Raw genomic sequence first — 22,536 nt, forward strand, 5'->3', positions numbered from 1 at the left:
CCCTATAGAGTATCTTGGTATTGGCTTGAGGTATTTTAGTCCGCCTTGACCCTCTCGTTGCGAACAGGAGGCAGGCCGCCTATAAGCATGCTGCGGTGCTTTGGGCTTCCTGTTCAACACGCATATCGGGGCATCGGCGAACTTGGAAGGCACAGGGGGCCGGCGCGGGGCAACCGTCAGAATTGAGCGATGATAGATCTTCATACGCATATTCTGCCCGGAATCGACGATGGCGCCCCTGATCTCGCGGTCTCGTTGGAAATGGCGCGGATGCAGGTCCGGCAGGGCGTCGTCATCGCCGCCTGCACGCCGCACATCCTTCCGGGCGTCTACCACAATTCGGGCAGCAACATCCGCACCGCCGTCGCCCGGCTGCAACGGGCGCTCGACGAGGCGGGCATCGCGCTCCGCCTGATAGCCGGCGCCGACAATCACGTGGTGCCGGGCTTTTCCGAGGGGCTCAACAGCGGCCACCTGCTGACGCTCGCTGATACGCGCTACGCCCTGGTGGAGCCGCCGCACAACGTCGCGCCGGCCCGGCTCGACGATCTGGTCTTCTCCATTCTTTTGGCCAATTACGTGCCTATCGTCACCCATCCCGAGCGTCTTCGGTGGGTGGAAGACAGATATGACCTGATCAAACACATGGCGGCCCGCGGCGCGTGGATGCAGGTCACCGCCGGATCGCTGTCGGGCCGGTTCGGGCGGCGGCCCAAATATTGGGCCGAGAGAATGATGAGCGAGGGAATTGTTCATATCCTCGCAAGCGATGCGCATGATACTGTGGAGCGTCCGCCTGATCTCGCGGAGGGACGCCAGGCAGCTGAACGTCTGGTCGGATCAGCCGAGGCCGATCAATTGGTCTTCGGGCGCCCGCGCGATATAATTTTGGACAAACCGGCCGCCGAGAGCGCGCCGATAGTAGTGGAAAGGTTCGATGACGCTGAGTTGGAAGACGGAAGTCGTGGTGGCGCGCATGGCCGTACTGGTGATGGCGGCCTTCACGGCCGGCTGCGTCGCCTCTTCGGCAGATAAGGGCGCCGCCGTCGTCACCGGCTCGACATCGGGCAGCAGCTACGCCGACTCGCCCGCCGCTTCATCGACGGACGCGATCAAGCCGGCCAGGACCGCCACCGCCGAGGCGGCCAACGAGGCCCGGCTCGCCACCGCCGCCGGAACGCCTGGTAGCGACGGCTACCGGGTCGGCGCCCTCGATGTCCTGACGATCAACGTGTTCAAGGTCGACGACCTCAACAAGACGGTCCAGGTGTCGGAAAGCGGCAAGTTCAGCTTCCCGCTCATCGGCGAGGTCCAGGCCAGCGGCAAGACCGTCAGCGAGATCGAGAAGACCATCGGCAGCCAGCTGGAGACCAATTACCTGCGCAACCCGCAGGTCACGGTTCTGGTGAAGGAATATAACAGCCACCGCATCACCGTCGAAGGCGCGGTGAAGAAGCCAGGCGTCTTCCCGATGCAGGGGCCGATGAGCATGCTCCAGGCCATCGCGTCGAGCGGCGGGGTGAACGAGGATTCGGATGGGACGCTGCTGCTGTTCCGCAAGGTCGACGGGCGCACCGGCGTGGTGCGCTACAGCATGAACGACCTGCGCCAGCAGAAGACGGAGGACCCCGACCTCCAGCCCGGCGACATCGTGATGGTGCCCTCTTCCGACCTCAAGGTGGGCATGCGGTATCTTCTGCAGACGGCCCCCTTGGCGCGCTCGTTCCTGCTGCTGTAATTGTTTACTGTTATTCTTCCTGCGACGTTTCGGATGGTAGCACTTAATGCGCGATGACGGCTTCGATAGAGGTGCGGCCGGGGGCAATCCGCGGCAGTTGCCGGCCATTGCGGAAAATCGCGCCTTGCCCGCCCGCATGGACGGCGGCAGCTACGGACCGAGCGGCTATCCCGGCGTCGATCCCGCCCACGAAGTCGAAATCACTGCCCTAATTCACTATCTGATCGGCGTCGCCTGGAAATGGCGAATGCTCATTACCGGTACCACCGGCATCTCTTTCGTCATCGCCCTTGTCTATTGCTTCCTAGCGACCCCTCTCTATTCAGCCAACGTCCGCATTCAGATCGACCGCGAGCCGGGAAAGATCTTCGACGGCGGCTCGACTGCACCCGCCGAACAGGGTGGCACCGAGTTCCAGAAGACGCAGTATGAGTTGCTGAAGAGCCGTGCCATGTCCGAGCGCGTTGTGTCGGCCCTGGCGCTAGAGCAGGATTCCGGTTTCACTCATCTCTCGCCCGGCCTCATCGGCGGCCTCTTCGACCTGTTCTCTGACAAGACACAGGAAGAAGATTCCGTGATCGTCCAGGAGCGTGCGCGGGCCATCGCTGTCGGCCGAATTCAAATGAACGTCTCGATCAGCCCGGTCGCTGCGTCCCGGCTTGTCGACATCCAGTTCGTCGACACCTCGCCGCTGCGGGCAGCATCCATCGCAAATGCCTATGCCGACGCCTATGTCGCGTCCAATCTCGACAAGCGGTTCGAGGCCAGCTCCTACGCCAAAGTCTTCCTGGAAGACCAGATCAAGCAGCTCAAGCTCCGGCTGGAAGAATCCGAGAAGGCGTTGATCGCCTTCGCCGAGAGCGAGAACATGGTCGAGACCAGCGACAAGGTCTCCATCGCCGAAAGCAACCTCGCCGCCGCCAATGCCGCGCTGGGCCAGCTCATCTCGAACCGTATCCGCGACGAGGAGACCTGGAAGCAGGTGGCGAACACCAACGCCATCAACCTGCCCCAGCTCCTCACCAACAACGTGATCGACGGGCTACGCACCCAGCGCAACGAACTCAAGCGCGACTACGAGGAGAAGCTGGAGACCTTCAAGCCTGGCTATCCGGCCATGGTGGAGATCTCCAAGAAGATCGCCGAGATCGACCGCCAGCTCGCCACCGAAGTGAACACCATCCGCAATTCGCTGAAGGCCGCCTATGAATCCTCGGCCAACCAGGAAGCGCAGATGCGCGGCCGGATCGAGGAACTGCGCGCCGAGGTGATCGACCTGCAGAAGAAGAACGTGCGCTACAGCATTCTGCAGCGCGAGGTGACGTCCAACCGCAACCTCTATAACGACCTGCTGCAGCGCTATAAGGAAGTCGACGTCGCCAGCGGCGTCGGTACCAACAACGTCTTCATCGTCGACCGCGCCTTGCCGCCGGGCGGCCCCTCGCACCCGCGCACCCTTATGGTTCTGGCGGGCGCGCTGGCCCTCGGCCTGCTCGGAGGCTTCGGCGCCGCCAATCTCATCGAGATGTTCGATGACCGCATCCGCAGCCCTGAGGACGCGGAGAGGGCGACCGGCCTGCCGGTTCTCGGCATTGTGCCGCACACGGAATTCCCGAACGGGGTCGTCGCCGAGCTCAGCCACCCGCGATCGCCGGTGGCGGAAGCCTATCGCTCGCTCGCCACCTCGCTCCAGTTCTCCACTGAGACGGGACTGCCGCGCACCCTCGTGCTCACCAGCGCCGGCGCCTCGGAAGGCAAGTCCACCACCGCCATCGCGCTGGCGCGGCACTTCGCCATCACCGGCAAGAAGGTGCTGCTCATCGACGCCGACCTGCGCAAGCCCTCGCTGCACAGCAAGCTCGGCTATGACAACACGGTCGGCCTTTCCAACTGCCTGACCGGCATGGCCACGCTGCGCGACGTGGTACAGCGGACGGACCTTGCCAACCTTTCCTTCATCGCCTCGGGACCGCTGCCGCCCAATGCCGCCGACATCCTCGGCGGCACGCGCGTGTTCACGCTGATCTCGGTGGTGCTGGAAACCTATGATCTCGTCATCTTCGACAGCCCGCCCATGCTCAGCATTGCCGACGCACAGCTCCTCGGCGCGGCCGCGGCGGCCACGATCTTCGTCACCGGCTCCGGCGACGGCCGCCGGGCCGTGGCCCGCAACGCGCTGCGCCGGCTCCAGCTCGCGCGGGCCCAGACCATCGGCGTGGTGCTGACGAAGTTCGATTTCCGCAGCGCCCATTACGGCTACGGCTATGGCTATGGTTATGGATATGGCGAGGGTCACGGGCAGGACGAGGGGAACGCCGCGCCGTCCGAGGGCATGAGGTCGCTCCTGCCCAAGTTCAAGCGCCGCGACTCCCGCTCGAACGAGTCCGAGCTGGTGTAACCCATGGCGGGCTTCGATGCGCTCGACGCCGCCCTCGCCTTGTTGAAGGACCCCGTGTCGGTACGGGGCCTACACCGAAAGGCCTTGCCCGAGGGAATTCCCGTCCTGCTGGCCGCCGCCATCGGCGACGAGGAAGTTCTGGCCGTCGCCGCGCGTCGCGCCGGCAAGACGCACGACGTGCTGCAGGAGGCGGCCAGCTTCTATGTCGAGCAGTCGCTGCTCTCGCCCTCCTCGGACAGCTACCGGGTGCTCGGCGGCACGCGCGCCTCGACCCATGACGAGCTGCGGCGGAACATGGCGCTGCTCATGCGCTGGCTGCATCCCGACCTGCAGGCCCTGCGCGGCACGGCAGCCGCCGCCAATCGCGAGGTGTTCAGCACCCGGGTCACCAACGCCTGGGGCGACCTGAAGACCGACGAACGGCGCGAGAGCTACGACCGCCAGCACCCAGCGGCGCCTGGCTTCGCGCCCGCTGCGGCCACGCCTGCAGCCCCGGCCGCACCTTCCGTGGCGCCTGCCGCCTCTGCCGCCAAGACGGCCGCGTCGCCTTCCCGCAAGCCCAAGCGCGCGGCGAGCGCGACTGCCAAGGAGACGGCCAAGCCGGCCAAGCGTGCCGCCGCTCGCAAGCGCGCCGCCAAGCCGGCCTCAGAAGAGATCCGCATCCCGCCGTCCGACGCGGCGAGCCGGCCGCTGTTTGAACCGCAGCCGCTCATCCACCGCGAACACCGGCGCCCGCGCGTTCTCGGCGTGCGGCGGATCGAGGGTGCCTCGCTGTGGGTCCGGCTGCTGACCCTGTTCAGGGGCGCGACATGACGGCTTCACCCCCGGAAGGCGAACGCAGGCCGCGCAAGAAGCGCCGGCCGGCGCGGCGCCGGCTGCCCCTTTATCTCGGCCTCGCTTTCGCCGTTCATCCCGTTCGGGCCGGGCTGCTGGCCGGGCTCGGCCTGCTGCTCACCGTGTTCGTCGCCACCACGTCGCTGCCGATGGCGCTGGCCGAGCCATACCCGCGCCTTGCCCTGCTGCTGCACCCCAACCACCCGCAGGCGCTGCTGACGCTCGCCCGCGAGGAGCGGCAGGCGCTGCTAGCGCTTACCCCCGACGACGGAACCGACGTCGGGAACGGTCCCACGGGACAGGGCGGCGCGGACCCGGCGGCGACGGATGCCACGACGGCCGACATGGGACCGACCGACATGGGGCCGGCGGACACCAGCACGGCAGACACGGCCCCGGCGGGTGCCGAAGCCCACGTCGACCCGCTCGCCGACACCCCGCCCGAGGGCGACCCTGCAGAGGCCACCGCGCCCACCCCCACCGCCACTCCCGCCGAGATCGAGGCGCGCCGGGCCACGATCCGCGACCTCGCCAGCCGCATCATCGCGCAGGCTCCGCTCAACGCCGCCGCCTACCGCCTCCTCGGCGATGCCTCGGACGATCCCGACATTCGCCGGCAGGCGATGATCGACGCCGTCGCCCGCTCGCGCCGCGAGACGGTGGCGGTGTTCTGGCTGCTGCAGCACGACTATGCGGCGAAGGACTATGCCGGCGCTGTCGCCATGGCGGACGCGCTGATGCGCACCCGCCCGGCGCTCGCCCGCTTCACCCTGAGCTATCTCTATTCGCTGGTCCTCACCCCCGAGGGGCGCGAGGCTCTGGCGGTCGCGCTGGCGCAGGACCCGAGCTGGCGCGCCCGGTTCTTCGCCGCCATGGGCCAGTCGCTGGCGGCATCGGACGACCCGCTCCAGCTCTTCGCCCTGCTCAAGGCCGCCGGTAGCCCGCCGACGGAAAGCGAGCTGACGCCCTTCCTGCGGCGGCGCATGGCCTCCGACGGGCATGCGGTCGCCGCCTACAACATCTGGCTCCAGATGCTGTCGGACGAACAGGTGCTGGACGTCCGCCCGGTCAACAATCTCGACTTCTCGAAGGATGCCGGCGAGCTTCCCTTCGGCTGGAACGTGCCGCGCTCGGTGAATGCCTTCGTCGACTTCGTCTCCAGGCCCACCGGCGAAAGCGGCCGGATCTTGCGCGTGCGTTTCGGTGTCGGGCAGGTCAAGTTCGGCCCTGTGGGACAGATCGCGCTGCTGCGGCCCGGAACCTATCGCTTCGAGGGCGAGCAGAAGGGGGCGATGGCGTCCAAGCGCGGCATGCGCTGGCAGGTCGCCTGCTACCCCTCGAACCAGGTCATCGGGCAGTCGGACCAGCTTCTCGGCTCGCCCCGCCAGTGGCGGGAATTCGACTTCACCTTTACCATTCCCGAGACGGGCACCTGCTCGACGCAGCGTATCCGGCTGGTGCACGACGCCCGCACCCCCTCCGAACAGTTCGCCTCCGGAGAAATCCTGTTCCAGTCGCTGGACATCCAGCCCGTGAGGACGCCCACGAGCGACCTGCCGGGCTGAACAGCGGCACAACGGAGGAACGGCCGGGCCGGCGACGACCGCCGCCGGTCATCGCGCACCCACCGCTCAGTCGACGATGTGGTAGCCGCCGTCGATATAGAGCACCTGCCCCGTCATCAGCCGGGCGGCGTCATGGGCGAGGAAGGCGGTCGCCACGCCGACATCGTCGATGCTCACCAGTTCGCGCGCCGGCGCCTTGCGCTTGGCCTTGTCGAGCAGCGCGTCGAATTCCGGGATGCCGGAAGCCGCCCGCGTCGCCAGCGGGCCGGGCGAGATGGCGTGGACGCGGATGCCCTTCGGGCCGAGTTCGGCCGCCATGTAGCGCACCGCGCTCTCCAGCGCCGCCTTGGCGACGCCCATGATGTTGTAGTTCTCGATGACCTTCTCGGAGCCGTAATAGGTCATGGTGAACAGGCTGCCGCCGTTCTTCATCAGCGGCTCGGCCAGATGCGCCATGCGGATGAAAGACCAGCAGGAAATCTCCATCGTCTTCAGGAAACCGTCGAGCGGCGCGTCGGTGACGCGGCCCGCCAGCGTCTCGCGCGGCGAGAAGGCGATGGAATGGACGAGGAAATCGAGCCCGCCCCATTGCTCGCCGATGCGCGCGAACACCGCTTCCATCTCGCCCGGCGCGGTGGCGTCGAGCGGCAGGAAGATCGGTGCCTCCAGCTCGCGGGCCAGCGGCTCGACATGCGGCTTCGCCTTGTCGTTGAGATAGGTGACGGCGACCTCGGCGCCGAAGGCGCGGAAGGCCCGGGCGCAGCCCCAGGCGATCGACTGGTCGTTGGCGATGCCGACGACAAGACCCTTCTTGCCCTCAAGCAGCTTCAGTCTGGCCGTGGGGATCGACATGCCGCCTCCCGAATCCCGAATTTCCCGAACAGCGGACCACATCGGGCCGCCGGGTTGAACCCCGCAGACGCTTCCCGCGTCCTCAGGCCTTCTTGCCGCCCGCCACGCGCAGCCTGGCGGGCGCGGCACCCTCCTCCGGCGGATCGAGGTCGAACAGGCGCGCGATCTCGGCCAGCCGCTCGGCCGCCTCGCCGGTCACGGGCCCGCGCGCGGCAAGCACGTCGGTAAGGATGGCGTAGGCCGCCCGGCGCTCGGCACGGTCGGCCGGCAGCAGGTCGCGGATCGCCGCCACCGCCGCCGGACGGTCGATCAGCAGCATGAAATACTGCTCGCGCAGCTTGGTCTTGAACTCGGCGAGCGAGTATTGCTGCGCCCGCGCGTGCTGCTCGCGCAGCCGGCGTATCGCGGTGAAGCCGCGCTCGTCGGCACTGCCCCGCGCCAGCGCGACATAGATGAGCGAGCGCATCAGTGCCTCGACCAGCCCGCCGCTGCCGAACTCGGCCCGCAACTCCCCGATCCGCCGGCGGATCAGCTCGCGGTGCAGTTCGCTCCCGCCGGCGCTGCGCGGGCGCCGGTCGTCGTCCCGGTCGATGCCCATCGCCGCCTGCAGCAGCGGCGAGCCGTAGATCGCGCGGAAGGCAAACTCCGACTGGTGCTCCACCGCCTTACGCCAGGCTTCCAGCCCCTCGACGATCTGATGCGACACCTGCTCCTGCGCCTTCACGAAGCGATTGTCCGGCCCGGCCGGAAGGCGGTCGCGCCGTGCCTCCCCGGCCGCGTCGTCGAGCCAGGACAGGAACGGGTTGTTGGCGCCGAACATCTCGTAGCTCAGCCGCAGCGGGTGCAGCTTGCGGAAGGCCTCCGCCATCGCCGGGTTGACGGCGGCGCGCACGAAGGGCTGCGCCAGCGCGCGGTAGAGCGACAGATTGGTCTCGGAGACCCGCGCCGCCGTGGCGAACTGGCGCTCGTCGTCCAGCGTGTTGCCGCCGAAGGCGCGGATATCGTCGAGGTCGCGCGCCTCGCAGCGCATGATCCAGTCGCCCTGCACCAGATCGGCGCTCGGCGTGTCCGGCGACTTCGGCTCGAAGATCGCCTCGTACAGCCCCGGCGGCAGCACGTCGATGAAGTCGATATTGGAGGCGAACTCCTGATGCTCCTTCCGCGCCACCCCGGCCGAGACGAAGATGCCGAGATGGCCGATCGTGTCGTGCACCGTGTAGATGATGGTCTGGCCGTAGGAGCGGATCTCGTCGACGCTGCCATAGAGGTCGAGGATCCAGTCCAGCGCCTGCTGCGGCGGGGTGATGTTGTCGCCCCGCGAGCAGAACACCACGATGGGCGAGCGAATGTTGCGCAGATCGATCGTGGTGCCGTCGCTGGTGCGGATGTCGCCGCTGGCCAGCTTGTTGCCGACGAACAGCTCGTCGACGATGAACTGGATTTCCTCGGCATTCAGCGTGACATGCCCGCCCCACCACTTCTCGAAGCCGAGATAGCGTTCCACCTCGGTGTCGATCTTCGAATAGAGGTTGTACTGCTTGCTCCAGAGCGTGTTGGCCGGGTTCTGGTTCTCGAAATTCTGCACCAGCCAGGCGCCGTCGAACACGCCGGCGCCGAGATCGCTGGTGAGCGCGGTCAGCCAGCTTCCCCCCAGCAGGCCGCCCGAATAGCGCATCGGGTTGTGCCCGCGCACGCCCGCCCAGTAGGAGAGCGGCGAGCCGGCGATGATGACCGGGCCGAAGAGTTCGGGGCGCACCGCCGCCAGCATCATCACCGCCCAGCCGGCCTGGCAGTTGCCGATCACGCAGGGCTTGCCCTCCGCCTCCGGGTGCCGGGCGATGACGGCTTCAAGGAACGCCGCCTCGGCGCGCCCGATGTCCTCGATGGTCTGGCCGGGCACCGGATCGGGCAGGAAGCCGACGAAATAGCAGGGATGGCCGGCCTTGAGCGCGACGCCGATCTCGCTGTCCGCCTTGAAGCCGCCAATGCCGGGACCATGCCCGGCGCGCGGGTCGACGACGACGAAGGGACGCTTGCGCGGGTCGATCTCCACGCCGTCGGGCGGCACGATCCGCATCAGCAGGTAGTTCACCGCGTGCGCCAGCTCGCGCCCGTCGACGATCACCTCGGCCTGATAGTCCAGCACGTTGGGCAGCGGCTCGGCGATGTGCTGCTCATATTGCAGACCGCGCCGGCGCATCGCCTCGAGATAAAGCGTCCAGCGCTGGCCCGCATCCACGGCATAGGCCATGGCGTCGCTCATCAGATCCGTCCCGGACATGCTCGCCTCCCGAAAGGGCTCGTCGCGCACGCGGCGCGCAGGGTCATTCCGCGCCGTCCATGCTGCACCTGCACAATGGGACTTTAATACAGTTATCCGATGACGGTCGATTGATGCCGGTCAACAGCCGGCGAGCCTTCAGGCGGGCAGATAGGGGCGGAAGGCGATCTTGTCGGTGCCGCAGTCCGGGCAGCGCCAGCCGGCGGGCACCGCGGCGAAGGGCGTGCCGGGAACGATGCCATCGGGACGGTGCCCCTTCGCCTCGTCGAAGATGTAGTAGCAGCCCCGGCAGATGAACTGCCGGATCGCGGGCGTCGAGACACCCGGCGCCGCCGCCGGAGCCGGCGTCGAGGGGGCGGCGGCGGCGACTGACGGGACGGCGAAGGGATCGCCCACCACGACCTTGCCGCCCTTCTGGGTCACGAGATAGACGCCGAGATCCTTGTGGCCGAAGGCGGTCCGCAGCCCGCCCGGAATATCGAGGTCGCGCTGGCCGTTGGCGGGGTTCACATTTGTCGCCCCGCAGCGCCCGTTGCGACGGTCGACCCGGAACACCGCGTCGCCGAGCCGGATGTCGCTGCCGATCCACTCGAACTCCTGCCAGGGCCGCAGGCCGTCGACGTAGAAATTGGCGCGGAAGCGCAGCGGGTCGATGGCCCGACCCCATTTCTCCTCGAGGCTGCGCACGGTCGCCAGATTGATCAGCGAGAGCACATTGTCAGGCTTGTCCATGAAGTGGCCGGTGCGGCTCTGCACCAGCGTCGGCGGCTCGTTGAGCGAGGGCACGAGGCGGTGCACGAAAGCCTCGAACTCCGCCCGCCCGCTCGGCGTGTCGAGGCCGACGCACAGCACCTCGTCAGTGCCGGACCAGACGCGCAGCAGCAATGTCTCCGGATCGAGGCTGGTGCGCACCTGCGCCAGCGCCTCGTCGAGCATCAGCATGACGAACAGGCCCTTCTTGGCCCATTGCGGGTCGTAGGGGTCCACCGGTACGCCCGGCCGCGCCAGCGCGAATACCCGGTCGAAGGGGAAGGGCCTGCCCGGCTCCAGCTCGACGCCGGCAACCGGCTGCCCGCTCAAACCCTTGATCGGATAGCGGTAAATCCCGCGCACCAGTTGCATCGGCCCCTCCAGAAACTGTTCCGGGCCGAACACTGCCGGACGCGGAGGGGCGGCGCGTAGGGCCGGTCTCTGACGATTGCGGGGGGCCGGTTCGGGACGCCGGCCGCGCCCCAGCGGCTCATGCACGAGCAATTCGCTCAGGAAGGTCGGGCGGGCGTCGAGCGTGTCGTCCACGACGTCCGACAGCCGCGCAATGCCCTGCTCGATCTGGCGCGGCGACAGCGAGGCATAGCCGAGCACGATGCCGCGCATCGACAGCGAGGTGCCCAGCCCATCATGGGCGCCGCCCGAGGCCAGCGAATAGACGCCGACGCGCGCCTTGCGCGCCATCGTCTCCAGCGTCGCGGCGGCCGGGAGGCCGGAGGGCAGTTGCCAGCACAAATGCAGGCCGCTCGCCTCGCCCTCCACCTCCACATCGCCGAAATGCCGGCGCAGCGCCGCCAGCGTCACGTCGCGGCTCTCGCGGTAGCGTGCCCGCGCCCGCATCAGGTGGGAGACGAACCCGCCGGAGCGGATGAACTCGGCGAGCACGCTCTGTTCGAGCCAGCTGCCGCCATTGTTGAGCAGCGTCTTCACCGCGATGGCGGCATCGACCAGCGCCGGCGGCACCACCATGTAGCCGAGCCGCAGGCCGGCGCCGAGCGACTTGGAGAAGGTGCCGAGATAGAGGGTGCAGTCGGGCGCCATCGCGGCGATCGCCGGCAGCGGCGAGCCGTCATACTGAAAGTCGCTGTCGTAGTCGTCCTCGACCAGATAGGCGCCGGTGCGCCGTGCCCAGTCGACCAGCCCATGGCGCCGGTGCAGGGCGAGGCTCGCCCCGGTCGGGTACTGGTGCGAGGGAGTGACATAGGCGAGCGCGACCGGCCCGGCCGGCAGGCGCTCCACCATCAGCCCCTCCTCGTCGACTGGCACGCGCTCGATGCGCGCCCCGGTGGCCTCGAAGGCGAAGCTGGCGCCCTGATAGCAGGGGTTCTCGACCACCGCCGCCGCGTCCGGCCCGAGGAACAGGCGGGCGGCGATGCTCAGCCCCTCCTGGATCCCGTGGGTCACGATCACCCGGCCGGGATCGGGCGCGATGCCGCGCCAGGTCGCCAGATGGCCGGCGATGGCGGCGCGCAGCACCGGCAGCCCGGCGGGATCGGAATATTGCACGAGCCCCGGCGCGGCGCCGCGCGACAGGGTGGACTGGATCAGCCGGCGCCACGTCTTGATCGGGAACAGGCCGGCATCCGGCCGGCCGGGAAAGAAATCGAAGGAAAGCCGGCCCGCACCGTCATTGACCAGCCGCTGCACGCGCGCCGGTGCCTGCGGGCGCGGCATGGCCGGCCGGTCGCCCGGCGGCTCGGGCAGCGGCACCGTCGGCGCTGGAACCTGCGTGGCGGGGCGCCGCGCGAAGATGCCCGATGCCGGGCGGGTTTCGATGAGGCCCTGGTCCTCCAGCATCTCATAGGCGCGCACCACCGTGTTGCGCGCCACGTTGAGCTGCTCGGACAGCCGCCGCGACGACGGCAGGCGGGTGCCCACCGCGACGCGGCCGGTCTCGATCCCCTCGCGGATCTGATCGGCGATCTGGCGGGTCAGCCCGTCTGGCCGGCTGCGGTCGACGAGGATGGGGATCTGCGCGGCATAGCTGCGCGCGCCGGCCTCCTCCGTCCCGCCGATGGCGTTCCTCGCACTCATGTTCCGGTGGCTCCCTCGGCGGCCATGGGACCAGTCCCGGCGGCATGGGTCCAGTGCCCGGCGAGCTGGCACCCGCAAATTCGCGCCCGCTGGACCCAAGGCCGGGTCGCGCCGGGCGACAGCGCCGCGTGCGGCGGCATTTCGGGCGCATGGCGGCGCCGGCCTGTCCATTCGCTGTGCAACGGCCGCCGCGCCGGCCGCATCAGGGCCGCCACGTCTGGACGAGCCCAATATTCACCGCGCGGCTCTCAGGCGGAGCGCGGGAAGGCGGCACGCTTGATCCGAACCGAGAGCGGTACCGGCACAGGCCGGCGACCGACGGTAGCTCGGTCGGACATCAATCAGGAGCGACTCATGACACTCACACGCCGCACGCTGGGCAAAGCCATGGCCGCCCTCGCCATGGCCACCGCCCTCGCCACTCCCCTTGCCCGTCCCGCCTTCGCCGAGGACACCATCAAGATCGGCGTCCTGCACTCGCTTTCGGGCACGATGGCGATCTCCGAGACCATCCTCAAGGACCTGATCCTGTGGCAGGTGCAGGAACTCAACGCCAAGGGCGGCCTGCTCGGCAAGAAGGTCGAGGCGGTCGTCGTCGACCCGGCCTCGAACTGGCCGCTCTTCGCCGAGAAGGCGCGCGAACTCGTGGCCCGCGACAAGGTGGTCGCGGTCTTCGGCTGCTGGACCTCGGTGTCCCGCAAGTCGGTGCTGCCGGTGTTCGAGGAACTGAACGGCCTGCTGTTCTACCCGCTGGAATATGAAGGCGAGGAGCAGTCGAAGAACATCTTCTACGGTTCGTCCGTGCCCGACAACAAGGCCATCCCGGCGGTCAAGTACCTGATGAGCAAGGAGGGCGGCGGCATCAAGCGCTTCGTCCTCGAAGGCACCGACTACGTCTATCCGCGCACGTCCAACAAGATCATCCGCGCCTATCTGGAATCGGTCGGCGTGGCGCCGGAGGACATCCGCGAGAACTACACGCCGTTCGGCTTCTCCGACTGGCAGACCGAGGTGGCCGCCATCAAGAAGTTCGGCGGCGCCGGCAAGCCGACGGCGGTGATCTCGACCGTCAATGGCGACGCCAACGTGCCCTTCTACAAGGAGCTGGCCGCGCAGGGCGTGAAGGCCACCGACATTCCGGTGATCGCCTTCTCGGTCGGCGAGGAGGAACTCAAGGGCCTCGACACCTCCCAGCTCGTCGGCCACCTCGCCGGGTGGAGCTACTTCCAGTCGATCGACACGCCGGAGAACAAGGCGTTCATCGAGAAGTGGCAGGCCTACATGAAGAACCCCAAGCAGGTGACGAACGACCCGGTGGAGTCGGCCTACATCCTGTTCAACCTGTGGGCGGCGGCGGTCAAGAAGGCCGGCACGACCGATCCCGAGGCGGTGTCCAGGGCGATCATCGGCCTCAGCATCGTCTCGCCGGGCGGCAACACCGTCACGATGAACGCAAACCACCACCTCACCAAACCAGTGCTGATCGGCGAGGTGAACGACAAGGGCCAGTTCGACATCGTGTTCAAGAGCGACCCGATCGCGCCGAAGCCCTGGAGCCCCTACCTGCCCGAGAACGCCAACCGGCAGTGACCCGACCGGCCGCCCGCCGGCGGCGAGCGCCGGCCGCGGACGTCCCCAGACCCCCGGGACGCCCGCGGCCGGATTGCCCACGGCCAAGATATCCATGGCCAAGTAACCATGGCCCGGGCGAACATTCCTGCGAGGAGACGAGGCCGTGCCCCGTGTCACCTTCCTTCTGCCGGACGGCACCGGCGAAACGATAGAGGCGAGCGCCGGGGCCAGCCTCATGCGCGCGGCGGTGACGAACGGCATCGAGGGCATCGAGGCCGAATGCGGCGGCGCCCTCGCCTGCGGCACCTGCCATGTCCAGGTCGAGCGCGGTCTCGAGACCTTCCCGCCACCCGCCGCCGCCGAAGACGACATGCTGGATGCCATCGCCGGCGAACGCACGCCGCTCAGCCGCCTGAGCTGCCAGCTGATCCTGACGGCCGAGCATGACGGCCTCGTCGTCCGGGTGCCCCCGGCGCAGGGCTAGCGCGCCGAGCGTCGCCGGCACCTGCGGCACGCCTGGGCGCGCCGTCCAATGCCGGAGCGCCCCTTCTACCGGCGCCGGACGGCGTAGATGGATTCGAGCTTGCGCTCGCCGCGCGCGACCTCGATGAGCGCGGCCCGGTCGAGGATCGACATCGCCCCTTCCTTGCCCATGTCGATCAGCCCGTCCTGCCGCAGCCGGCTCATGCAGCGGCTGACCGTCTCCAGCGTCAGGCCGAGCCAGTCCGCCATGTCGTTCCGGCTGAGATGGAGCGAGAAGCTGTCGGGCGCCTCCGGCCCGAACTGCGCGGCAAGGTCGAGCAGGGTGGCGGCGACGCGCTCGCCGGCGCTCTGCTTGCCGAGCCGCGTGAGATGACCGAGCGCACGGCTCAGCATAAGCTGGCGGTTCTGCTCGGCCATGGCGGCAAGCTGGTCCGCCGGTGCCGCGACAGGCTCCAGGCAGGTGGCCGCGAAGGCGACGGCCTGGCACTGCATCCGCTCCATGAGGCCGGCATCGATCAGCCGGCCCGGTCCCAGAATGTCGAGGATCTGCCGTCGCTCGCTGTCAAGCTGGCGGTAGAGGGCGATGCAGCCATCGGCGAGACGGTAGAGCTGTCCGGCCACGAGGTCATGTGCCAGCAGCGGCTCGCGGGGCTCGATGAATTCCGGCTCGGGCCGCGTCGGGCGCAGCCGCGCTAAGGCGGGCAGATCGAACTCGACCTCGATCAGGGGTGAGGGAGCGACGGGATTGAGGAACATCGGGATGATCCGGCATGGGAAGCCCGGCCCGCGACGGGAGCGGCGGCCTCCGGATGAACGATGACGGGCGCACCCGTCGCGACAACGTTCAGATGCCGGCGGTCGGGGGACCTCGTGACGAGATCCGGTAGAGCGGCGCCGGTGCGATCCTCGCCCGGGCGAATGGCAGCGGCTTCGCCTCGCGGCGATAGTCCGCCGGCGCGAAGACATGGCAGGAGGGGACGAGCAGGTCCGGCGTCGCCGTCAGGCGGCAGGCCTCGCAGCCGGTGCGGTGCTTGGCCGATGCCGGTCCGCCGTCCTCGTCCCCTGCCGCGAGGCAGAGCACGGGAAGCGTCCCGTCCGGCAGCGCATAGGCGGAGAGATCGACCGTTCCGACAGTGGCGGCGCCCGCCGCCGGGGGGCGGTGAACCGACGCCACGAAGAGCAGGGCACAGGCGCACAGCACATGCAGCAGCGTCGACGCGAGCGTGCCGCCGCGCCGGCGGGACGATGCCGCCGCGTTCCGGTTCCCGCGTGAGTTGACCCGTGCCATCGTGCCTTGAGACTACCGCGCGCGGAGGCCGGCGACATTGGACAATATGTCCACGCCGGTCAGGTCAGGCAGAGGGCTTCCCACGCCGCGCCGGGCATCAGCGCGCTCGCCGTCGCCACGAGGATGAGCGCCAGCCCGGCCGCGACGCGGATGCGCGGCGCGAAGGCGGCGCGCCGCAGCGCGGTGACGCCGAAGGCCGTCGCCATGACGGAGGGCAGCGTGCCGAGCCCGAAGCCGGCCATCACCACTGCGCCGCCGCCCCCGCTTCCCGCCAGCATGGCGTAGAACAGCGCGCCATAGACCATTCCGCAGGGCAGCAGGCCCCAGGCGGTGCCGGCGAGGAACGGCCCGGCATGGCCGCCCGTCCGCGCCAGCCGGCCGGGCGGACGCATCAGGCGGGTGAGCGGCCCGGTCAGCCGGTCGACGAAGGTCAGCGCCGGCGCCACGCCGATCATCGACAGGCCGATCCAGCCCAGCGCCACCGCCGCCGCCCAGCGCAGGACCAGATGCGCCCCCGCCTGATCGAAGGCGCCGTAGAAGCCGGAGCCGACATAGCCGAGGAAGCCGCCCGCCGCGACATAGGAGGCGATGCGCCCGAGTTGGCTGGACAGCAGCACCCGCAGCCGGGCGGCGCGCCCCTGCCCCGGGTCGAACGCCATCAGCAGGCCGGAGGCGATGCCCCCGCACATGCCCGCGCAGTGCAGGCTGCTCGCCAGCCCCAGAAGAAGCCCGCCGATGAAGCTGAGATCGACCATGCCGCTCCGTCAGCCCTGCGCCGGGCCGTCCTGCGGCTCGCGGCTGGATTCGACCGCCACCATCATCAGCGTGCAGATCAGCACCGGCACCGCCGCCAGCGCGGCGTAGAAGGCGACCTTTATGCCGATCGCGATACAGCCGAGCAGCAGCAGAAGCAGCGCGTTGACCGCCGTCATCGGCAGGTTCTCGGCGCTGAACAGCCCGGCCAGCAGGTCGCGCATGCGGCGCAGCAGCGTGACCGGCGCCCGGGTGGGGGCGAGGCTCGGCCGCTCGATCCGTCCCAACGTGCGGTCCCAGGCGAAGAGCAGCAGGCCTGCGGCAAGGGTGAGCGCCGCGACGGGGGGCAGCAGCACCAGACCGACCAGCGGCCGCAGCAGGGCCCAGACATGCCCGCCGAACCGGCCGAACGCCCGCCGCGCGCGGATGATGCGCGGGGCGAGGAAGAAGCCGCCGAGCAGCGCGAACATCCCCCCCGTGCCCGCCAGCGCAGCCGGCCAGCCGCCGAGATAGGCGCCGAGGGCGGTGGCCAGCAGCAGGTTCAGCAGGAAGGGCAGCGCGCGCGGCGTGTCCGTTGCCGGCTTTTCCGCGCGCGAGGCGGCATGCGGCACGGCGCGCTTCAAGGGCGTCATGTCGTTCATCGGGGAGCCTCCGGTGAATCCTGATCGAGGAGAATGCGTTCGGCCGCCCCGTCGAGATCGTCGTACTGGCCCGCGCGCAGCGTCCAGAAGAAGGCGGCAAGCCCCAGCCCGCCAAGGGCGAGGGCGATCGGCACGAGGAAGATCAGCACGCCCATCAGCCGCGCCCTCCGCCGGGCTCGCCCGCGCGCAGCGCATTGAGCGTGACGGTGAGCGAACTCGCGGCCATGGCGACGGCCGCGCCGAGCGGCGTCACCAGCCCGAATATGGCCACGGGGATCAGTGCGACATTGTAGAGCGCCGCCAGAACGAGGTTCTGCACGATGATGCGGTGCGCGCGCCGCCCGGCCCGCCATGCGTGGTGAACGGCGGCAAGGTCGCCCGGCGGCAGCACGATGTCGGCGGCGCTCTGGCTGGCGGGCGCGCCATGGGCGAAGCTCGCCGACACATGCGCGCCGGCCAGCGCGGGGGCATCGTTGAGCCCGTCGCCGACCATCAGCACGCGCCAGCCCTGCCGCCGCCACGCGTCGAGCCGCTCCAGCTTGTCGCCCGGCAGCAGGCCGGCGTGCCAGTCTGGCAGGCCCAGCACGCGGGCGACGCGCGCCACCGCCGCCAGACGGTCGCCGGAGAGGATCGCGACGGGCAGCCCCGCCGCGCGGAACGCCGCGACGACGGCCCCCGCCTGCGGCCGTAGCGCGTCCTCGAAGCCGAAGCGCACCGGCGCCCGCCCCGGACGCGCCAGCCAGATCTCGCTGTCGCCGTCTTCACCCGGCTCCGCCCTGCAGAAGGCGGCACGGCCGAGCCGCAGCTCGCCGCCGGGGACCGGGGCGCGAAGCCCCTCGCCGGGCACTTCCGCCCAGCCGGCCGGCGGCCCGGCGTCCGGCACGGCGGCGTGGAGCGCGCGCGCCGCCGGATGATGGCTCGCCGCCGCCAGACCCGCCGCGAGGCGGACAGCCTCGGGATCGTCCGGCCAGCGGGTGATCCGGGGCTGGCCGCAGGTGAGCGTTCCGGTCTTGTCGAAGGCGACATGGTCGATGCCGGCGAGCCGCTCCAGCGCGTCGCCCGCGCGCAGCAGCACGCCGCGCCGCAGCAGGGCGCCGGTCGCGACCACCTGCACCGCCGGCACGGCGAGGCCGATGGCGCAGGGACAGGCGATGATCAGCACGCTCACCGCATGGAGCAGCGCCGGCGCGAGGCCGGCGCCGGCGAACAGCCACCAGCCCAGCAGCGTCGCCAGCGCCACGGGGTGGATGATGGGCGTCCAGATGCGGGCCACGCGGTCGGCCAGCGCCTGCGCCGGCCCGCGCGCCTGCTCGGCGCGCTCCACCAGCCGCGCGACATCGGCCAGATGGCTGTCCTCGACGCCGGCGCTGGCGCGGATGCGCAGCGGCGCGGCGCGGTTCACGCTGCCCGCCAGCACCCGCGCGCCGGGCGCCACCGCCTGCGGCAGGCTTTCGCCGGTGACGATGGCGACATCGAGCTCGGAGCGGCCGTCGATCACGAAGCCGTCCACCGGCACGCGCTCGCCCGGGCGCACCAGAACGCTCATGCCGGCATGCACCGCCTCGGCCGGCAGCACCTCGACCGTGCCGTCCGCGCGGCACACCGCCGCCCCGTGCGCCTTGAGCATCAGCAGGCGCTCGATGGCGCCGCGCGAGCGGGCCCGCACGCGGAAATCGAGATAGCGGCCGACCAGCAGCACGAAGAGCAGCGCCGTCGCGCTGTCGAAATACACGTCCCTCCCCTGCCGCAGCAGCTCGATGACGCTGATCGCCGTGGTGAGGATCAGCCCGAGCGCGATCGGCACGTCGATATTGGTACGCCCGGCCCTCAGCGCGCGCAGGGCCGAACGGAAGAAGGGCCGTCCGGCGAAGGCGACCGCCGGCAGGGCGACGAGGCCGGCGAGCCACTGGAACAGAAGCTGCGTGCCCGGCGCCATATCCTGCGCCTGCCCGGCCCAGACCGCGAGCGAGAGCATCATGACGTTCGAGGAGGCGAAGGCGGCGATGGCGAGGGCGCGGACCAGCGCGCGGCCGGTCTGCGTGTCGAGCCGGGCGAGATGGGCGGGGTCGAACGGCGCGACAGTGTAGCCCAGCGCCTCCACCGCGCCGGCCAGCGCGTCGGCATGGCGGGCCTCGCCGCGCCACTCGACGCTCAGCCGGCGCAGCGCGAGGTTCAGCCGTGCCTGCGTCACGGCGGGGTCGTCCCGCAACCGGCCCTCGATCGCCGAGATGCAGGCGGCGCAATGGGCGCCGGCGACGAGCAGGTGAAGCCGCTTCGCCTCGCCCTCGCTCTCGACGAATCCGCAGACGGAGCGCGGCGTCGGGTCCTCCATCGGGGGCGCGCCGGCGACGTAGGCGAGGCTCACGGCGCCACCTCCACCGTCTCGATGCGCTCGGACGTCCGGCCCGCGTGCGTCACCTGAAGGCGGATGGCCCAGTCGCCCGCCAGCGGCAGCCGCAGCGACGCCTCGTAGCGGCCGGGTCCGGCCGGGGTGAAGTCGATGGGCAGAAGCTGGGGAAAGCGGGTGGTGCGCTCGGCGGTGGCTGTGAGCCGGTCCACCGCCAGCGGCGCACCATCCGCGCCCACCAGCGCGAGAGCGAGGCGGCCGGCGAGCGTGCCGGTCTGGGCGAAGGACAGGCGCGCCGACCAGTCGGTGGCGGCGGGCGTTCCATGCGCCTGCGCCGCCGGCCGAGGGTCGGTGACAAGCCCGGTGAAGGTGCGGTTCGCCAGCAGCACGAACCACAGCTGAAGACCCGCCAGCGCCACGAAGAACAGCACGAAGCCCGCCGGGATCCACAGGTCGCGGCGGGCGCCCGGCGCGGCGGAACCCCGGCTCACGATTCCGGCCCCCAGAAATAGCTCGGCACGCGGGCGAGTTCCTCGCCGCTCGCCGGGTCGGTCAGAACGAGGGTGAAGTCGCGCCGCCCGTGGGGAGCGGCGTCCCGGGGCAGCAGCACCAGCAGGCGCTCGTCCAGGCTGCGGCCGGCGCCCACGGTCACGGTGAGTGCGCCGGTCGGCGGCCGGTCGAGCGTGCCGAGGCGCAGCTGTGCGCCGTCGAGCCCTTCCGCATGGATGACGACACGGGCCAGCTCCGCCCGGCGGTGGGCGAGGCGCAGGGCGTAGTCGTTGCGCACGCTGCCGTCCGACAGGCGCACGAAGGGCGGGTTGCGCTGCGGGTCGGCATGGGCGGTGACGTCCGCCAGCGTGGCCATGCCGTAGCCGGAAAGGCCGAAGGCCAGCAGGGCCGCGAGGCCGAAGGCCAGCGCCTTCGGCCGCAGCCAGTCGAGGCGCGGCGGGGCGAAGCCGGGCGCGGCCTGCGCGCTCTCGACATCGAAGCGGATGAGGCCGGCCGGGCGCTCCAGCCGGGCCATCACCTCGTTGCAGGCGTCGATGCACAGGCCGCAGCCGATGCAGCCCATTTGCAGCCCCTTGCGGATGTCGACCCCGGTCGGGCAGACGGTGACGCAGCGCGTGCAGTCGATGCAGTCGCCGCGCACCGGCGCGGAAAACGCCGTCGCGTCGGCCACCAGCGCGATCAGCCCCGGCGTGCGGCCCGGATTGGCGAGATCCGGGCGCAGCATGTCGCGCTTGCGTCCGCGCGGCTCGCCGCGCCAGTCCTGATAGGTCACGACGAAGCTCTGCCGGTCCAGCAACGCCGCCTGGAAGCGCGGCCAGGGGCACATGTGCAGGCACACCCGCTCGCGGGCATAGGCGGCGAGCAGCCATGTCGTGCCGGTGAGCACGAGCACGGTCGCATAGGCGATGGCGGGCGCCCGGCCGGAGAGCAGCAGGCCCGGCAGGGACGGCGCGTCGATGAAGAAGGCGGTGAAGCCGACGCCGGTGGCCAGCGCGATCGAGATCCACGCCGCCGTGCGCAGCCGCCGCTCCAGGGCGCCCTTGCCGACGAGGCGGGCGATCAGCCGGTCAGCGGCGAAGAACAGGTCCGACCACACGGTCTGCGGGCAGGCGAAGCCGCACCAGACCCGGCCGGCGAGCGTGGTGGCGAAGAACAGCGCCAGCGCGCCGGCGATCATCAGGCCGACGGCGATCGGCAGGTCCTGCGGCCAGAATTCCAGCCCGAAGACGAAGAGCCGCCGCCCCGGCAAATCGAACAGGATCGCCTGCCCCGGCAGGGCCGGCCCGCGCTCCCAGCGCAGCCACGGCGCCAGAAAGAAGAAGCCGAGCATCAGGCCGGCCAGCACGGTCTTGATCGAGCGGAAGCGGCCGCGCACCGCGTGCGGGATGTCCGGCCGGACGACGGCGCGGGCGGGAGAGAGGCCCTGGAAGGTTGTCGCCGGCATCAGCGTTCGCCTCCGCCCAGCGTATGGACATAGACGGCGAGCATGCGGATCGTCGCGTCGTCGAGCTTGGCGGCGAAGGCCGGCATCATCCCCATGCGCGGATGCGCGATCTGGCGCTTGATGGCGTCCCTGGTGCCGCCATAGAGCCAGATGGCGTCGTTGAGCTTCGGCGCGCCGAATTCCCGGCTGCCCTCGCCCCTCACGCCATGACAGGCGGCGCAGTTCTGCTGGAACAGCGCGGCGCCCGGCATGGCATTGCTGGCGGCCTCGCTCGCCTGCGGGTCGGAGAAGGACAGCACATAGTCGGCCACCTGCTCGATCTCGGCGGCGGACAGGCTATCGCCGAAGGCCGGCATCAGGCTGTCGCGGGTTTCCTCATGGCCGGAGCGGATGCCGAAGCGCACCGTCTGGTGGATTTCCGCGATCTGGCCGCCCCAGAGCCAGTCATCGTCGATCAGCGTCGGGAACTGGCCGATCTGGCCGCCCGCGCCGACGCCGTGGCACGGCGCGCAGTTCTCGTTGAAGGCGGCCCGCCCGCCGGCGATGGCGAAGCGGCGCAGATCCGGATTGGCCTCGATCTCCTCCAGCGGCGTCTGGTCGAGCCGCGCGCGCCATTCCGCCTGCGCGGCGCGGCCGGCGGCGACCTCCTCGGCGAACTGGCCCCGGCTGGTCCAGCCGAGCTGGCCCCGGAACACGCCGGTCGTCGTCGCGAAGGAGGGGAACAGCCACATATAGAGGAGGGCGACGAAGCAGGAGCCGAGGAACACCGTCACCCACCAGTGCGGGATCGGCGTCGTCAGTTCCTTGATGCCGTCCCACTCATGACCCGTGGTGTTGTAGCCGGTGAGGTGATCGCGTTCAGGCGCAGCCATCATGGTCCTCCCCGGCGGCGAAGGGAATCCGGGCGTGGCGCTCCATCTCTGCCCGGGCGCCGGGGCGGAAGGCGCCCCAGAGAATGCCGAGAAAGAGGAGGACGGCCGCGACCAGCCAGTATTTGAGGGCAAAGACGAGCAGGGCTTCGGTCATGC

Annotated in this window: 20 protein-coding genes; 7 read left to right on the plus strand and 13 right to left on the minus strand. The window is 70.0% G+C overall.

Features of this window, described 5'->3' with window-relative positions; translation table 11 throughout:
* Nucleotides 1-189 precede the first annotated feature (189 nt).
* Genes GBB76_RS10050 through GBB76_RS10070 form a run of 5 tightly spaced genes read left to right on the plus strand, consistent with a single transcriptional unit; the run spans nucleotide 190 to nucleotide 6,535 of the window.
* Nucleotides 190-1,035 carry a tyrosine-protein phosphatase gene (locus GBB76_RS10050; RefSeq protein ID WP_152303182.1) on the plus strand — a complete coding sequence of 282 codons (846 nt, stop codon included), beginning with the start codon at nucleotides 190-192 and terminating at the stop codon, nucleotides 1,033-1,035.
* Nucleotides 938-1,738 carry a polysaccharide biosynthesis/export family protein gene (locus GBB76_RS10055; protein WP_246668879.1) on the plus strand — a complete coding sequence of 267 codons (801 nt, stop codon included), beginning with the start codon at nucleotides 938-940 and terminating at the stop codon, nucleotides 1,736-1,738. The genes GBB76_RS10050 and GBB76_RS10055 overlap by 98 nt, the downstream gene beginning before the upstream one ends.
* A 46-nt stretch (nucleotides 1,739-1,784) precedes the next feature.
* Entirely contained in the window at nucleotides 1,785-4,136 is a 2,352-nt protein-coding gene (locus GBB76_RS10060) for a polysaccharide biosynthesis tyrosine autokinase (RefSeq protein WP_152303183.1), read from the plus strand.
* Nucleotides 4,137-4,139: 3 nt separating this feature from the next.
* On the plus strand, nucleotides 4,140-4,949 hold the full coding sequence (locus GBB76_RS10065; RefSeq protein WP_152303184.1) for a hypothetical protein: 810 nt from the start codon (nucleotides 4,140-4,142) through the stop codon (nucleotides 4,947-4,949).
* Nucleotides 4,946-6,535, plus strand: a complete 1,590-nt coding sequence (locus tag GBB76_RS10070) for a hypothetical protein (protein ID WP_152303185.1) — start codon at nucleotides 4,946-4,948, stop codon at nucleotides 6,533-6,535. The genes GBB76_RS10065 and GBB76_RS10070 overlap by 4 nt, the downstream gene beginning before the upstream one ends.
* Before the next feature lie 66 nt (nucleotides 6,536-6,601).
* On the opposite strand, the gene fabI is transcribed toward GBB76_RS10070, so the two are convergent.
* The 3 genes from fabI to GBB76_RS10085 form a co-directional block, all read right to left on the minus strand.
* Entirely contained in the window at nucleotides 6,602-7,387 is a 786-nt protein-coding gene (fabI, locus tag GBB76_RS10075) for an enoyl-ACP reductase FabI (RefSeq protein WP_152303186.1), read from the minus strand.
* A gap of 82 nt (nucleotides 7,388-7,469) precedes the next feature.
* Nucleotides 7,470-9,668, minus strand: coding sequence for a DUF3141 domain-containing protein (locus tag GBB76_RS10080; RefSeq protein WP_152303187.1), 2,199 nt, complete (start codon nucleotides 9,666-9,668; stop codon nucleotides 7,470-7,472).
* Nucleotides 9,669-9,806: 138 nt separating this feature from the next.
* Entirely contained in the window at nucleotides 9,807-12,470 is a 2,664-nt protein-coding gene (locus GBB76_RS10085) for an aminotransferase class I/II-fold pyridoxal phosphate-dependent enzyme (protein WP_162375558.1), read from the minus strand.
* Between the two features lie 354 nt (nucleotides 12,471-12,824).
* On the opposite strand from GBB76_RS10085, the gene urtA reads away from it, so the two are divergent.
* Nucleotides 12,825-14,060 carry an urea ABC transporter substrate-binding protein gene (urtA, locus tag GBB76_RS10090; protein WP_152303189.1) on the plus strand — a complete coding sequence of 412 codons (1,236 nt, stop codon included), beginning with the start codon at nucleotides 12,825-12,827 and terminating at the stop codon, nucleotides 14,058-14,060.
* Between the two features lie 145 nt (nucleotides 14,061-14,205).
* Complete coding sequence (locus tag GBB76_RS10095; RefSeq protein ID WP_152303190.1) at nucleotides 14,206-14,526, plus strand: 2Fe-2S iron-sulfur cluster-binding protein; 321 nt, start codon at nucleotides 14,206-14,208, stop codon at nucleotides 14,524-14,526.
* 65 nt (nucleotides 14,527-14,591) lie between these two features.
* Here the strand turns inward: GBB76_RS10095 and GBB76_RS10100 are convergent, their stop codons facing one another.
* From GBB76_RS10100 to GBB76_RS10145, 10 genes are all read right to left on the minus strand, one after another.
* Nucleotides 14,592-15,281 (minus strand): Crp/Fnr family transcriptional regulator, encoded by a 690-nt coding sequence (locus GBB76_RS10100; protein ID WP_152303191.1) that lies wholly within the window; start codon nucleotides 15,279-15,281, stop codon nucleotides 14,592-14,594.
* A gap of 88 nt (nucleotides 15,282-15,369) precedes the next feature.
* Nucleotides 15,370-15,813: a hypothetical protein gene (locus GBB76_RS10105; protein ID WP_152303192.1), complete on the minus strand. Its 444-nt coding sequence runs from the start codon at nucleotides 15,811-15,813 to the stop codon at nucleotides 15,370-15,372.
* Between the two features lie 59 nt (nucleotides 15,814-15,872).
* Nucleotides 15,873-16,568: a sulfite exporter TauE/SafE family protein gene (locus GBB76_RS10110; protein WP_152303193.1), complete on the minus strand. Its 696-nt coding sequence runs from the start codon at nucleotides 16,566-16,568 to the stop codon at nucleotides 15,873-15,875.
* Nucleotides 16,569-16,577: 9 nt separating this feature from the next.
* Nucleotides 16,578-17,207, minus strand: coding sequence for a hypothetical protein (locus tag GBB76_RS10115; protein WP_152303194.1), 630 nt, complete (start codon nucleotides 17,205-17,207; stop codon nucleotides 16,578-16,580).
* The gene (gene ccoS / locus GBB76_RS10120) at nucleotides 17,204-17,362 is read right to left on the minus strand and encodes a cbb3-type cytochrome oxidase assembly protein CcoS (protein ID WP_152303195.1); all 159 of its coding nucleotides are present in this window, start codon (nucleotides 17,360-17,362) and stop codon (nucleotides 17,204-17,206) included. The genes GBB76_RS10115 and ccoS overlap by 4 nt, the downstream gene beginning before the upstream one ends.
* Nucleotides 17,362-19,572, minus strand: coding sequence for a cation-translocating P-type ATPase (locus GBB76_RS10125; RefSeq protein WP_152303196.1), 2,211 nt, complete (start codon nucleotides 19,570-19,572; stop codon nucleotides 17,362-17,364). The genes ccoS and GBB76_RS10125 overlap by 1 nt, the downstream gene beginning before the upstream one ends.
* Entirely contained in the window at nucleotides 19,569-20,045 is a 477-nt protein-coding gene (locus GBB76_RS10130; RefSeq protein ID WP_152303197.1) for a FixH family protein, read from the minus strand. The genes GBB76_RS10125 and GBB76_RS10130 overlap by 4 nt, the downstream gene beginning before the upstream one ends.
* Nucleotides 20,042-21,508, minus strand: coding sequence for a cytochrome c oxidase accessory protein CcoG (gene ccoG / locus GBB76_RS10135; protein ID WP_152303198.1), 1,467 nt, complete (start codon nucleotides 21,506-21,508; stop codon nucleotides 20,042-20,044). Before ccoG ends, GBB76_RS10130 begins: the two co-directional genes overlap by 4 nt.
* On the minus strand, nucleotides 21,508-22,380 hold the full coding sequence (gene ccoP / locus GBB76_RS10140; RefSeq protein ID WP_152303199.1) for a cytochrome-c oxidase, cbb3-type subunit III: 873 nt from the start codon (nucleotides 22,378-22,380) through the stop codon (nucleotides 21,508-21,510). Before ccoP ends, ccoG begins: the two co-directional genes overlap by 1 nt.
* The gene (locus GBB76_RS10145) at nucleotides 22,367-22,534 is read right to left on the minus strand and encodes a cbb3-type cytochrome c oxidase subunit 3 (protein ID WP_152303200.1); all 168 of its coding nucleotides are present in this window, start codon (nucleotides 22,532-22,534) and stop codon (nucleotides 22,367-22,369) included. The genes ccoP and GBB76_RS10145 overlap by 14 nt, the downstream gene beginning before the upstream one ends.
* Nucleotides 22,535-22,536: the final 2 nt, after the last annotated feature.

This window comes from Ancylobacter sp. TS-1 (assembly GCF_009223885.1).
Classification (GTDB): Bacteria; Pseudomonadota; Alphaproteobacteria; order Rhizobiales; family Xanthobacteraceae; genus Ancylobacter.

Coding starts and splice junctions, on each gene's coding strand:
- GBB76_RS10050 (WP_152303182.1), top strand. CDS start 190: ATGATAGATCTTCATACGCATATTCTGCCCGGAATCGACGATGGCGCC.
- GBB76_RS10055 (WP_246668879.1), top strand. CDS start 938: ATGACGCTGAGTTGGAAGACGGAAGTCGTGGTGGCGCGCATGGCCGTA.
- GBB76_RS10060 (WP_152303183.1), top strand. CDS start 1,785: ATGCGCGATGACGGCTTCGATAGAGGTGCGGCCGGGGGCAATCCGCGG.
- GBB76_RS10065 (WP_152303184.1), top strand. CDS start 4,140: ATGGCGGGCTTCGATGCGCTCGACGCCGCCCTCGCCTTGTTGAAGGAC.
- GBB76_RS10070 (WP_152303185.1), top strand. CDS start 4,946: ATGACGGCTTCACCCCCGGAAGGCGAACGCAGGCCGCGCAAGAAGCGC.
- fabI (WP_152303186.1), bottom strand. CDS start 7,387: ATGTCGATCCCCACGGCCAGACTGAAGCTGCTTGAGGGCAAGAAGGGT.
- GBB76_RS10080 (WP_152303187.1), bottom strand. CDS start 9,668: ATGTCCGGGACGGATCTGATGAGCGACGCCATGGCCTATGCCGTGGAT.
- GBB76_RS10085 (WP_162375558.1), bottom strand. CDS start 12,470: ATGAGTGCGAGGAACGCCATCGGCGGGACGGAGGAGGCCGGCGCGCGC.
- urtA (WP_152303189.1), top strand. CDS start 12,825: ATGACACTCACACGCCGCACGCTGGGCAAAGCCATGGCCGCCCTCGCC.
- GBB76_RS10100 (WP_152303191.1), bottom strand. CDS start 15,281: ATGTTCCTCAATCCCGTCGCTCCCTCACCCCTGATCGAGGTCGAGTTC.
- GBB76_RS10105 (WP_152303192.1), bottom strand. CDS start 15,813: ATGGCACGGGTCAACTCACGCGGGAACCGGAACGCGGCGGCATCGTCC.
- GBB76_RS10110 (WP_152303193.1), bottom strand. CDS start 16,568: ATGGTCGATCTCAGCTTCATCGGCGGGCTTCTTCTGGGGCTGGCGAGC.
- GBB76_RS10115 (WP_152303194.1), bottom strand. CDS start 17,207: ATGAACGACATGACGCCCTTGAAGCGCGCCGTGCCGCATGCCGCCTCG.
- ccoS (WP_152303195.1), bottom strand. CDS start 17,362: ATGGGCGTGCTGATCTTCCTCGTGCCGATCGCCCTCGCCCTTGGCGGG.
- ccoG (WP_152303198.1), bottom strand. CDS start 21,508: ATGCCGGCGACAACCTTCCAGGGCCTCTCTCCCGCCCGCGCCGTCGTC.
- ccoP (WP_152303199.1), bottom strand. CDS start 22,380: ATGGCTGCGCCTGAACGCGATCACCTCACCGGCTACAACACCACGGGT.
- GBB76_RS10145 (WP_152303200.1), bottom strand. CDS start 22,534: ATGACCGAAGCCCTGCTCGTCTTTGCCCTCAAATACTGGCTGGTCGCG.